The sequence below is a fragment of the Aeromonas genomosp. paramedia genome, assembly GCF_023093515.1.
Taxonomy (GTDB): domain Bacteria; phylum Pseudomonadota; class Gammaproteobacteria; order Enterobacterales; family Aeromonadaceae; genus Aeromonas.
In genome coordinates, this window is sequence record NZ_JAAROG010000012.1 from 105,837 (window position 1) to 118,669 (window position 12,833).

At 55.8% G+C, this 12,833-nt stretch carries 10 protein-coding genes, 1 other RNA gene and 1 pseudogene; 3 read left to right on the top strand and 9 right to left on the bottom strand.

Annotation, left to right across the window (positions count from 1 at the left end):
* Positions 1-72: 72 nt before the first annotated feature.
* Positions 73-459 (bottom strand): hypothetical protein, encoded by a 387-nt coding sequence (locus HB860_RS07825; RefSeq protein WP_247626262.1) that lies wholly within the window; start codon positions 457-459, stop codon positions 73-75.
* A 267-nt stretch (positions 460-726) separates the two neighbouring features.
* Between HB860_RS07825 and HB860_RS07830 the strand changes: the two are divergent.
* Positions 727-840 (top strand): annotated as a pseudogene (locus HB860_RS07830) (IS5/IS1182 family transposase); the annotation flags it as partial.
* 481 nt (positions 841-1,321) lie between these two features.
* Positions 1,322-1,822, top strand: a complete 501-nt coding sequence (locus HB860_RS07835; RefSeq protein WP_247626263.1) for a DUF1993 domain-containing protein — start codon at positions 1,322-1,324, stop codon at positions 1,820-1,822.
* Positions 1,823-2,021: 199 nt separating this feature from the next.
* On the opposite strand, the gene HB860_RS07840 is transcribed toward HB860_RS07835, so the two are convergent.
* On the bottom strand, positions 2,022-2,891 hold the full coding sequence (locus HB860_RS07840) for a LysR family transcriptional regulator (RefSeq protein ID WP_247626264.1): 870 nt from the start codon (positions 2,889-2,891) through the stop codon (positions 2,022-2,024).
* A 254-nt stretch (positions 2,892-3,145) separates the two neighbouring features.
* On the opposite strand from HB860_RS07840, the gene HB860_RS07845 reads away from it, so the two are divergent.
* Positions 3,146-3,823, top strand: a complete 678-nt coding sequence (locus HB860_RS07845; RefSeq protein WP_247626265.1) for a nitroreductase — start codon at positions 3,146-3,148, stop codon at positions 3,821-3,823.
* A gap of 279 nt (positions 3,824-4,102) precedes the next feature.
* Here HB860_RS07845 and HB860_RS07850 read toward each other — a convergent pair whose 3' ends face one another.
* The 7 genes from HB860_RS07850 to HB860_RS07880 all read right to left on the bottom strand — a co-directional run bounded on the left by HB860_RS07850 (position 4,103) and on the right by HB860_RS07880 (position 12,814).
* Positions 4,103-5,143: an AraC family transcriptional regulator gene (locus HB860_RS07850; RefSeq protein ID WP_111874814.1), complete on the bottom strand. Its 1,041-nt coding sequence runs from the start codon at positions 5,141-5,143 to the stop codon at positions 4,103-4,105.
* Between the two features lie 181 nt (positions 5,144-5,324).
* Positions 5,325-6,785 carry an efflux transporter outer membrane subunit gene (locus tag HB860_RS07855; protein ID WP_247626266.1) on the bottom strand — a complete coding sequence of 487 codons (1,461 nt, stop codon included), beginning with the start codon at positions 6,783-6,785 and terminating at the stop codon, positions 5,325-5,327.
* A 44-nt stretch (positions 6,786-6,829) separates the two neighbouring features.
* Positions 6,830-9,997: an efflux RND transporter permease subunit gene (locus HB860_RS07860; RefSeq protein ID WP_247626267.1), complete on the bottom strand. Its 3,168-nt coding sequence runs from the start codon at positions 9,995-9,997 to the stop codon at positions 6,830-6,832.
* 76 nt (positions 9,998-10,073) lie between these two features.
* The gene (locus HB860_RS07865; RefSeq protein ID WP_282101182.1) at positions 10,074-11,255 is read right to left on the bottom strand and encodes an efflux RND transporter periplasmic adaptor subunit; all 1,182 of its coding nucleotides are present in this window, start codon (positions 11,253-11,255) and stop codon (positions 10,074-10,076) included.
* A gap of 217 nt (positions 11,256-11,472) precedes the next feature.
* A complete protein-coding gene (locus HB860_RS07870) occupies positions 11,473-11,742 on the bottom strand; it encodes a hypothetical protein (protein WP_247626268.1) in 270 nt (89 codons plus the stop codon).
* Between the two features lie 84 nt (positions 11,743-11,826).
* Positions 11,827-11,923: signal recognition particle sRNA small type (gene ffs, locus HB860_RS07875), an RNA gene on the bottom strand.
* Positions 11,924-12,025: 102 nt separating this feature from the next.
* Entirely contained in the window at positions 12,026-12,814 is a 789-nt protein-coding gene (locus tag HB860_RS07880; RefSeq protein ID WP_247626269.1) for a sulfite exporter TauE/SafE family protein, read from the bottom strand.
* Positions 12,815-12,833 lie beyond the last annotated feature (19 nt).

Consider the following 12,833-nt stretch of genomic DNA (forward strand, 5'->3'; position numbering starts at 1 on the left):
CGCATCCCTGGTGCTCGACCAAGGCGATTCATTCAGTAGCCCATCCTTGAACTTGACCACGTCGGCCTTGCTTTAGCCTGTCACAGGGCGATCCCCCAGTGCCTCGAAAAAGGAGCCGAGATAGTGCTTCTGGTTCTTTCGCTCTTTGGGGACCCAGGAGAGAGCCTTTTCCTTCTGATAGCGGTCATTCAGGACTGACAGGAGCGGAACAAGCGGTTTAGCCGCCCGAGTCACCGGCTTGGTGCCCGATTGCTGTTGAGGGGGTTCTGAGGCATCCACTGGCGGTACGGTAGACGTCGGTTTGGATCGCACACAGACAAGCAACTGGGCGACCTTGTGTCGGGCACATAGTTTGTCTCGGGTTTGCAGGGATTTCTTAATCTCTTTACGACGACCACAGGGGAGCGTGGTGACTTTCCGGTAATACCAGATGCCGTGGGGACTGAGCCAGAGATTCATGTCGAGCGCTCCTGTCGTCCACATAAAGTGGATGACCAAGGGGCTCCTGGAGACTAACTTATTGAATTGTCGTCTAAACCATAAGTTGACATAACGCACGACCATAAATCAGTGACTTACGAGAGTTTTATAACCCATAAGTTGACATAAAAATAACCCATAAGCTGACATAGAGTGACATCAACCCCTACGCCCTCCCCCTGTGGTGTGAATCGCTCCTACCATTGCTCACACACGGTTATCGCATCTTTATATTGCAGTCAGCTCAAGTTGTCGCTGCGAACCATGGAAGACTTCATCAACACCTTGTTCCAATTGATGGCGGGGCCTTTGCAATCGCTGGACTATAGCTGTATCAGCACGCGTGCCAAGACCGTCGACAACAATACCCAGATGAGCTAGACCCTGGCAGGTGTGAAAAAATGAACAAGATGAAAGGGCTTGGTATACCTGCTCGTCAGTTATTGGAATGAGTGTTCGCGAAGGGTTGGGGAACAGCAGCCCCACGAAGAATTTGATCAACAGCCCTCCGACACTCACTGCCATGATGAGAAATTTTGTTGCGGTAAAATCCACGCTAATTTCCATTATTGAGAATTAGGTTTTTATTTTTAGTGCTTCCATTCCATCTTTAGAGGGGTAAAATTTATCCATTCGAGTTGGAGCGGAATTTAAAAATGAATCGTGTTGTTGCGATACTATATATTTAGCTATGCGCTACCAGCGATAAGCTGCAACATCCTTAGTAAAAAACCAAGAGTGGATATATAGGGCTCAGTCCCATACCGACTAATTCCATCGGCTCCAAACTATCTAAAAAAAGCTGGGGCGCCATCACATCACCACATACCAAAGGACATTCATGATGTATGCACAAATAACGCAGTTCACAAAAATGCTCCGCAATCTTTCCCTTCTTATCGATAAAGCACAAAAGCATGCTGAGGCGAATAAATTTGAAACAGAAGTTCTTTTGAACTCCCGTCTTTCACCAGATATGTTGCCCTTCACGAGTCAGGTGCAGATGGCGTGTGATACTGCGAGACTAGCCACCTCAGTCTTAACCGGTAAACAGGCTCCGGTTTTTGAAGACGCTGAAGAAACGATCCAGGACCTCAAAGCTAGCATTGAAAAGACCATCGGATATGTCACATCGATGAAAGAAAGCGACTTCTCAGGCTGGGAAGAAAGAATAGTTGCCCCTCCGGGCTGGGCCGGAGCTTTCCTTGGTATAGATTATTTCTACCAACACGCAGTTCCCAACTTTTACTTTCACATGGTGACAGCATACGCGATCCTTAGACACAAAGGTGTCAGGATCGGAAAGATGGATTATATCGGACAACTGCCTTTCCTAAGATGATGGAATAACACTCGCGACTCCATGATTACACCAAGCTCCGGAGAAGCTATGCTCCGGAGCTTTGTTAGCACATTCTACCCATGTTCTACGCTCAGGTGTTTCCGAGGTCTTTTTGTAATATGACAAATATGCTACGCCAAGCCTACTTACAAGTTATAATGACAGGTGCCCTGATAGTTAATCAGGGTTAGCTATAACTTCAGGCCAGCTTGCCAATCCATTCCGTACAAAAATCAATATATGCTCGCACCAGTGCTGAAGGGTGTTTTTGACGAGAGTATACAAGGTGTAGCGGAATTTTCTGAGTAGCTATGCCTGGCAAAAGTTGTATCAGTTCACCACTTTCTAACCAGGGCCTGGCCGAAAAATCCAGTAACTGAGCAACCGCCTTACCGTTCAGAGCGTAATGAATTATGGCCTGCAAGTGATTAGTGGAAAAGCAGGGGGCGTATTTAACTTTTTCGGTTCCAGAAGCCCATTCAAAAAAACCATAATTCAGACTCTCCCAGGCAGCGACTGGAAGCTGGGCCATTTCTTCGAGAGTCTCAGGAGTACCGTGATCAGCTAATAATTTAGGACTTGCTACAAACACCGTTTCCAGATTCATAAGTAATTTGGCTATGACATCATCGCTATTCAGGTCGCCAAACCTGAGCGCCACATCAATACTGTCGCCGAACAAATCAACGACCCTTTCGCTGGAATGACAGAACACGGTGATATCAGGGTAACGTTGCTGAAATTCAATCAATAAATCCCACCACAATGAAAAATTTGGTGGGATAGACAGGCGCAATTTCCCCTGCAGTGAGTGGGCAGCAGTGACGGACTTATGTGCATCCTCCAGTAACTCCACGCCCAGACGGGCCTGTTCAAAGAATTGTTGCCCTTTGTAGGTGGGTTTAACGCCTTGCCGCGAGCGCTCCAGGAGCTGGACTTTCAACTCCTGTTCTAACTCATTAATTTTACGACTTAATGTTGCTATCGGAACTGATGTTCTTTCACTTGCGGCGGAAAAACTACCTGCATTCACTACCGCGATGAACAATTTGGTTGCGTTGAAATCCATTGTTCTTTCCATACTTGGTCATTAAGTTCTTAATTTTGGCTATTCTATTCCATTTTGCAAAGGGTAAAATATCGGACATAGGCTAGACGAACAGGGCACTTTAAAGCGATTAATAGCATCCATCCGCAGTAGCAGACTGCGAGGCCCGGCAATCATGTCGAGAATATGGTGTCCACCGGCACGGGATTTTTCGTTGTCAAATCAATTAGTCAGACAGAAATGGTTTTTATGCCTGACTTTTATAAGAGGTACATATGTCTGAATCAATGTTTTTTCGGGATGTCGTGCGTAAACGTCATTCAGTGCGTCATTTTCTTCCTCAACCTGTACCGGAAGGCATTCTCCGTTCGGTATTGGAGGATGCACAGCTCTCACCTTCAAACTGTAATACCCAGCCATGGCAAACGCATATTGTCTCAGGTTCAAAAAAAGATGCACTGAGCAAGGCCATGTTAGCGGCGGATGACGCAGGACAGTTGACGCCGGACTTCAGTTTTGGCATCAATGATTTCCCTGGCGTCTATCGTGAACGTTACAAAGAGCAAGGCGCGGCCTATTATCAGGCTATCGGCATTAAACGCGATGCTTATGATCAGCGTCGCCATGCTTCACGTCGTAACCTGGAATTCTTTGGTGCGCCACATGTTGCGCTGCTTTTTATGCCGAAAGTGGGCGATAACGTTCGTGTAGCGGGAGACATAGGCATGTATGCTCAGACGCTTCTGCTATCTCTGACTGCTCACGGCTTAGGCGGTGTGCCGCAGACTATGTTGGGTTTTTACGGCGAAACCATTCGCAAAGAACTCGGTATTGAAACGTCATCGAAATTGCTGTTTGGCATCTCTCTGGGTTACCCCGACATGACTCACCCCGCAAATCAATACAGGATTAATAAAGCCCCCCTTAGTGAGAGTGTCATTTTTCATCAGTAATTGAAGTGTTTTTATATTGCTCAGCCCACTTTTCCGTCAGGACTCGTGGGCTGAATTTTTCAATATAGAGAAAGCTCGTCAAAGACGTAGAAGCCAATGGCCGCTGTGAATATTGTCAGTCATAGAGGAGGGAGGTGCATTTCAAAAGGCCGAGAAGGCCGGGATGATCTTGTTATGGACTCTGGATAGCTGCGCGGCCAAAGCGACTCATTCGGCCGCTAAGCCGCGATACGAGTGTCTCACCATTACCTGGACTAAAACGCCGGTTCGCTTTAAGCCTCAAACGCTCCCCCTTCCAGAACCATACACTACCGCACCTCTGGCGACTCTGCGCTGCAACTCGAGCCACTCACCGGGAGATACCCCCTCCCAGCCGTTGAACGCTCGATAAAACGAGTTGGAATCTTCGTAGCCGAGCAGGTATGCCGTCTCGTTGGGCTCTATCGCGCCAGTCTGCAAATAGGAGCGCGCCAGTTCGCGGCGGGTCTCCTCCACCAGTTGCTGAAAAGTGATGCCCTCATCGGTCAACCGCCGTTGCAGAGTTCGCGTACTCATCGCCAGCTCTTTGGCCAGCGATTGCAACGTCGGACGCCGACCTGCGAGAGTGCGTTTCAGCACCTGTTTCACCGCGTAGGTGATTCTGGTGTTTTGGTCATGCTCCTGCAACTCGGCATCGAGCTGCGGGGCAATCACGGCGAGCAGCTCTTCGTTGTGGGTATAAAAGGGAAAATCCAGATCGCTGGAGCGAAACACCAGTGCATTGCGCGACGCATTGAAGGTGATCGGGCAGCCAAAGTGCCCCTCCAGCAACGCGCGATGCTCGGGGCCACGCGTCAATTCGATGCGCAGCGGGCGAATATGCCCGTCAGAGCTGTGTCGTGCCATGGCCGTCATCCAAGAGAAGCCCATATCAGTCATGATATGGGGCGGTTGCTCACTGGTTGCCAGATAATGGGAGTCGATGATCACCTCATCGCCTATTACCTCGACACGGATCTCTTCCGGGCAGACGACCCGTTTGTAACGGGCCAGACGCTGCAGTGCATCTCGTAAACAACTGCTGCACACCGCCGCAATCGCCATCGGATGATTGCGCTCGAGTCGCATATCTGCACCCAACGTGAGACCAAATGCCACATCGCCACAATGGTCTGAGATCGTGCTCCACAGGGAAAACAACTCTGCCGTGGAGGCATAGATTTTCTCTTGCTGGAAAAACAGCTCAGGCAGTCCGGCTTTGCGCTGCAACATCTCTAGCGAGAGACCCCGCTCTGCAATGCGCAGCATCCACTGTTTGGAAATACGAAAACGATCGATCATCGTGTGGTGTACTCAATCAAAGTAGATAACGTGACCTTGTCAGGTCGCTGATACCGCTTGGCGGCATTGGTGGGCCAATGCCGCTTGTTAGCAAAAAATTATCTGACATCACACCATGCAGTCATTCACGTTCTTGATATGTGAAGGTGCCATGTCATCGGCTCACCCAAGGGCCCATTGCTCAGGTTTTGTTGGATGCCTCATCGGCCACATATTCAGGCCAACCGCCGGCCATGGCTCGGTAGAGCGACACCACGGCCAGGGTATATCCGACCCGACTCTGTGCCAACGCATCCTGGCTTTGCAGACGCACGTTTTCGGCATCCAGCAACGCCAGCAGATCGATGGCGCCCTGGTCGAAGCGCACCTTGGCCGCCTCGGCGGCACGCACGCTGGCTGCTGCAGCCTGCTCCAGATGCTGGCGCTGCTGCTCACTGCGTGACACCTGAACCAGTGCATTCTCGGTCTCTTCCAGCGCGGTGAGGACAGCCTTCTGATAGCTGGCCAGCTCAGCGGCTGCCTGCGCATTGCTGGCAGCGATACGCGCGCGAACGCGGCCAACATTCAAGAATGAGCCATCAACACCGAGTATCAGCGACCGGGTCTCGCTGTCCCGTGCAAACAGAGAGCCGGCATCCAATGCCTGAGTACCGATCAAGCCCCCCAGGGTAAATCGGGGGAAGAGATCGGCAGTGGCCACACCGATGCGCGCTGTCGACGCGGCCAGGCGATGCTCGGCAGCAGCCACATCCGGACGGCGGCGAAGCAGCTCGCCGGGCGCCTGCATGGGCACATTGGCAGGCAACTGCGCCAGCGCTGCCGGCGCCGCCAGCTCGCTAATCAATGACTCCGGCACATTACCGGTCAGCACGCCAATCCGGTGGGTGGCCAGCGCAATTTGCGCCTCCAGTGGCGGGATGCTGGCGCGGGTCGTTTCGAGCTGGGCACGGCTTCTATCCACATCAAACGCGCTGGCCATGCCCGCCCCTTGCTGCAGTTGCAGTAGCGACAGGGTTTGCGCCTGATTGGCGGCGTTGTCACGGGCAATGCCCAGCTGCTCCTGCCAGCCGCGCAGCTGGAAGTAGGTCTGGGCCAGTTCCCCCACCACCGCCACCTGCATGGCAGCCATATCATCGGCACTGGCACGGGTGTCGGCGCGCTGCGCCTCCACGGAACGCCGCACGCGACCAAACAGATCCAGCTCCCAGCTAAAGCCGACGCTACCCTGATATTGGTGATAATCGCGATCGGCAGCCGCGACGCCGGGCTGCTGACTGGCACTGCTGCGCTCATTGCTTGCCTGCGAGCTGGCGGTGAGCGTAGGCAGCAAGTCGTACTTTGCACTACCCAGCATGGCATTGGCCTGCTGATAATTGGCCAGTGCCAGCTGCACATCGTGGTTATGACGCAGGGCAAGCTCAACCAGTTTGGTGAGCTCCGGGTCGTTAAATCCGCGCCAGAACGCCGGCCCCGCATCAGGAGCCGGCTCTTGACGCACTGTGGCATCCAAACGGGCATAGCTGCTCACGGCCGGCAGGGCCGGACGTTCAAAGTCCGGTCCGACACTGCACGCTGACAACAGCGCGGCGAGGCTCACTGTGAGCACGCGACGGGATGGATTGGCTTTCGAGTTCACATACATAGCAAAGTCACTCGTCCAAAAAAGAGGTTGGAATGCGCCCGAATTCAGAGCGGATCGCCCACGAAGGTCGACTCGCCATGCTGGACCAAGGGCCGGCCGGAGAGCTTACGCAGCGCCACGTAGAACACCGGGGTCAGGAACAGGCCAAACAGCGTCACCCCCAGCATCCCGGCAAAGACCGTGATACCGGTCACCGAGCGCACTTCCGCCCCGGCGCCCGTGGAGAGCACCAACGGAACCGTGCCGGCGATAAAGGCGATTGATGTCATCACAATCGGGCGCAACCGCAGCCGGCATGCCTTCAACGCGGACTCGACAATGCCGCGACCGTTCATCTCCAGCTCACGGGCAAACTCGACGATCAGGATGGCGTTCTTGCACGCCAGCCCCATCAGCACCACCAGCCCCACCTGAACGAAGACGTTGTTATCACCACCTGTCATCCAGACCCCGAACAGCGCCGAGAGCAGCGTCATCGGCACAATCAGGATCACCGCCAGCGGCAGGGTCCAGCTTTCGTACAGCGCCGCCAGCACCAGGAACACCAGCAAGATAGCCACCGGGAAGACGATAAAGGCGGCATTGCCCTGAGTGGCCTGCTGATAGCTCAAGTCAGTCCACTCGGTGGTCATCCCCACCGGCAATACCTGTCCGGCGATATCGGTCAATTTGCCCATCACCTGCGCCGACGAGAGCATGCGCGGATCGGCCTCACCGGCCAGATCGGCGGCGGGATAGCCGTTAAAACGCAGCACCGGGTCCGGACCGTAGGTTTCCTTGATGGTCACCATCGAACCGATCGGTACCATCTCGCCGCGGGCATTACGGGTTTGCAGCTTGCCGATGTCCTCCACGCTATCGCGAAACGCCCCGTCCGCCTGCGCAATCACCTGCCAGGTACGACCAAACTGGTTGAAGTCGTTCACGTAGGTCGAGCCCAGATAGGTCTGCAAGGTATCGAACAGCTCGGTCAGTGCGACCCCTTGCGCCTTGGCTTTGACGCGATCCACATGGGCATCGAGTTGCGGCACGTTGGCCTGATAACTCGTAATTGGGTACGCCATGCCCGGTGTCTGGGCTACTGTGCCCTGCATGGCCTGCACGGCTTCTTGCAGTTTGCCGTAACCGAAATTGCCACGGTCCTCGATAAACATCTGATAGCCGTTACCGCTGCCGAGCCCCAGGATCGGGGGCGGCATCATCGAGAAGGCGAAGCCCGCTTGCAGGCCAGCGATCTTCTGGTTTATCTCGGCATTGATCTGTGCCGCAGTGCGGCCATTGCGCTCCGCAAACGGCTTGAGCGGTATGAACGCCACCCCGGTGTTGGGCGTGTTGGTGAACTGCAGCGCATTAAGACCCGGGAACGAAATGGTGTGCGCCACCCCGTCGGTCTCTTGTGCAATCTGGGCGACCTTGCGCAGCATCTCGTCGGTGCGGGCAATCGACGAACCTTCCGGCAGTTTTACCCCGGCGATCAGATAGAGCTTGTCCTGGGTCGGGATAAATCCGGGTGGCACCTGCTTGAACATCACACCGGTAGCGCCGAGCAGCAGGGCATAAACCACAAACACGGCGCCACGGCGACCAAGGATACGGGAGATGCTGCGCTCATAGCGCTCGGAGCTCGACTTGAAGATCCTGTTAAACGGACGGAACAACCATCCCAGCAGGTAGTCAATCAGTCGGCTCGGGCCATCCTTGGGCGCATCGTGCGGTTTGAGCAAACGGGCAGCCAGCGCCGGCGACAAGGTCAAGGAGTTGATGGCCGAGATCACGGTCGAGATGGCGATGGTGACGGCGAACTGCTTGTAGAACTGGCCGGTGACACCGGACAAAAACGCCATCGGCACAAACACGGCGCACAACACCAGCGCGATCGCAATGATCGGCCCGGAGACTTCACGCATCGCCTGATGCGCCGCAGCCACCGGCGAGAGCCCCTCTTCGATGTTACGCTCGACGTTCTCCACCACCACGATGGCATCGTCCACCACAATCCCGATGGCGAGCACCAGGCCGAACAGGCTCAGGGTGTTGATGGAAAAACCCAGTACATAGAGGGCAGCAAAGGTCCCCACCACCGACACCGGCACGGCGATCAGCGGAATGATCGAGGCACGCCAGGTCTGCAGGAACAGGATCACCACCAGCACGACCAGCAATACTGCTTCGAGCAGGGTGTCCACCACGGCACTGATCGAATCACGCACAAAGATGGTGGTGTCGTAGACGGCTTCATACTTCACATCAGACGGGAAGGTCTTCTGCATCTGGTTCATCGCATTGATGACCGCATCGCGGATCTCGAGCGCATTGGCGCCCGGCGACTGGAAGATACCGATACCGACCGCATTCTTGCCATCGAGCTGGGAGCGCAGGGTGTAATCGCCGGCTCCGAGCTCAACGCGGGCCACATCGGCCAGACGCACCACTTCTCCGTTATCGCCATTTTTCAGCACGATATCGCCGAATTCCTGCTCGCTGCGCAGACGCCCCTGGGCGTTGATCAGCGTGAGGAACTGGCTGTTTGGCATCGGCTCGGCACCCAGTTGGCCAGCCGACACCTGCACGTTCTGTTCGCGCATGGCGCTGACCACATCACTGGCCGTCAGGCCCAGAGAGGCAATCTTGTCCGGGTCAAGCCAGGCGCGCATGGCATAGTCACCACCACCAAACACTTGGGCATCCCCCACCCCCGGGATCCGCGCCAGCGCATCTTTCACATGCAGCCGCGCGTAGTTACGCAAGTACAGGGTGTCGTACTTGCCGCCTGGCGAAGTCAAATGCACCACCATCAGAAACGTCGGAGACTGCTTCTGGGTGGTCACGCCCTGGCGGCGCACATCTTCCGGCAGACGAGCCTGTGCCTGCGCCACACGGTTTTGTACCTTGACCGCGGCCTCGTCGGGATCAGTGCCCGGACGGAAGGTGATGGTCATCTGCAACACGCCGTCAGAGCCAGCCACCGACTTGAAATACATCATGCCTTCGACGCCATTGATCGCCTCTTCCAGCGGCGTGGCCACGGTTTCAGCGATCACCTTGGGGTTGGCGCCCGGATAGACGGTTCGTACCACTACCGACGGCGGCACCACTTCCGGATACTCACTCACCGGCAAGTTAGGAATGGTGATCAATCCGGCAGCGAAGATCACGATCGACAGCACAGCCGCAAAAATGGGCCGATCAATAAAGAAACGGGAAAAGTCCATGGAATAGGTCCTTAAACAGACTGTTCGAGAGAGACCGGACGCGTCAGCACACGCGCCGCGGTGGACATTGGGGCGGTCATTTCATCGCCGCCGTCAATGCTGCAGCGCCCTGCATCGGGACCTCTCTGGCGTTCACCGGCATGCCCGGCATGAACACTTTCTGATAGCCTTCGATGATCACGCGATCGCCAGCTACCAATCCTTTCTCGATGATGCGAAGCCCCTCGGCTTCCCGTCCCGGAATCACGTCACGACGCTGGGCCTTGCCATCTTTGTCGACCACATAGACATATTTACGGTCCTGATCAGTCAGCAGGGCCTTGTTGTCGATCAGCACGGCATCGGGAATGCGGCCACCTTGCAGGCGCACACGGGCAAACAGACCTGGGGTCAAAAAGCGATCTTTGTTATCCAGAATGGCGCGTACGCGAAGGGTGCCGCTGCTGCGCTCCACCCGGTTGTCGAGAAAGTCGACCTCGCCGGTATGGAGGAAGCCCTCCTCATTGGAGAGCCCGACCTGAACCGGGATCTTGGCGCTGTTGCCACCGAGGTCAGTGCGGGCGCGCTGGGTGTAACGCAGGAAGGCATTCTCATCGATGTCGAAATAGGCATACATCTTGTCTTGCGACACCAGTGTGGTCAGCACGCTCGCAGCGCCGTCTGCCGTGACCAGGTTGCCCTTGGTCACCAGTGCACGCCCTGCCCGACCGACGATCGGCGCGCGTACCTGGGTCCATTCCAGATTGAGCTTTGCCGTATCGACCGCCGCCTGGGCCGCCATCATATCGGCCTGGGCCGCTTTATCGGCAGCGTTGCGCTGCTCCCACAGCTCGGTAGAAATGGCGTGTTGGGCGACCAGCACCTTGGCGCGGCGTGCTTCGTTGCGGCTCTGCGCCGCCACGCTGGTCGCACGAGCAAGCTGTGCATTGGCACGCGCCAGCTCGGCGCGGTAATTGCGGGCGTCGATAGTGAACAGCACATCGCCTTGTTTCACCTCCTGACCTTCTCGATAGTTCACGCTCTCGAGATACCCAGATACACGGGGACGCAATTCGACACTTTGAATCGCTTCAATGCGGCCACTGTATTCATCCCACTGGGTTACCGGATTGACCACAACCTGCGCCGCGCTCACCTCGGGCGGCGCCATCGATACTGGGACGGACTTGTCGTTGCAACCGGCAAGCAACAGGGTACCCAAGGTCAACACCACCAACAAAGGCGATGCGTCATACCGCAAAATATGTATGTTTTTCATATAGATGATTCCAATTGTGGAATAGGAAAAAAACGTGATGTGCGATGGTCAAATCGTCGCCAAAACGGGAGCTTGGTCACAAATTGAGGCAGATCAGAACAATACAAGGGGCAAGACATAACCTATATGCAGAACGCGCCAATTTACTTGCCAAACGCGCCAAACCATTAAGATTGCGTTCATAGAAACTGCTGAGCAGCTAGAAAAGCAGGGGCGATTAATCCGACAGGAGCGGAGCAAGCGGTTTGGTTGCCGGAGTCATCGGCTGGGTGACTGATTGTTCTTGTGGGTCGACTGTGGCGTCTGCGGGTAACTGAATGGGCTTGGGTCTGGAACGCACACAGGCAAGCAGCTGGGTCACCTTGTGGCGTGCACAAAGCTTGTCTCGGGTATGCAGGGATTTTTTGATCTCTTTACGACGACCACAGGGGAGCGTGGTGACTTTCCGGTAATACCAGATGCCGTGGGGACTGAGCCAGAGATTCATCGATGAGCTCCTCGTCGTCCACACAAAGTGGATGACCAAGGGCTCTTGGAGGCTAACTTATTGATTTCCAGAAACAGGTGGTGGCCCCACCAGCCACATCCCGGCACTCGAGTCCCCCGCCTTGGCTGCTACCTTCCGGTCCTGACCAGGTTGACGAGTTATCAATGCGAGAGGACCAATGGGACCACCGGCGAGGAGAATAGGCAAACTGGCCTGCCAATGCAATGGCTTTCTGCCAGGAGACGAACCGTTCGCCTTATTTTTCAACAATCTGCCGAATGGATCAGCTAAACAGCATGAATTTGGCGCCCACCAGCAGCATCAGCAGGGCGAACGCCTGCTTGAGCCGTTTGGGGGAGAGGCGATGGGCCAGCCTGGCGCCGACGCGGGCAAACTGGGTGCTGGTCAGCACTATGCCAAGCAGGGCCGGCAGATAGATGTAGCCGACACTCCACTCGGGCAGATCGGCGTGACCCCAGCCTGCATAGAGGTAGCTCAGGCTGCCCGCCAGGGCGATGGGCATGCTGCAGGCGGCGGAGGCCGCCACGGCGTTGCGCATGGGCACCGAGTTCCAGCTGAGATAAGGCACCGTCATGGAGCCCCCTCCTATGCCAAACAGCGCAGAGAGCCAGCCGATGATGGTGCCCGCGATGCCGGTGCCGACCGGCCCTGGCATGTGGCGCTCCGCCTTGGGCTTGAGGTTGAGCCCCATCTGCAGCGCCATGGTCCAGGCGAAGCAGCCGATGATGATGTTGAGGGTGCTGGCGCTGAGCAGGCTGGCGGTCAGGCCGCCGAGCCAGGCGCCGATGAGCATGCCGGCCCCCAGGCGCCGTATCATCACCCAGTCGACCGCCCCCGCCTCCTGGTGGGCCCGCAGGGAGCTGAAGCCGGTGAAGATCATGGTGGGCAGTGAAGTACCGAGCGCGAGATGGGTAATGATCTCCGGGGCCACCCCCTGGGCATGAAAGCTCAGCACCAGCACAGGCACTATGATGAGACCGCCGCCGATCCCGAACAGTCCCGCCAGCATGCCCGCGAAGGCCCCCAACACCAGATAACCCACAAACAGCATAAAAATTCCTTATATAGCT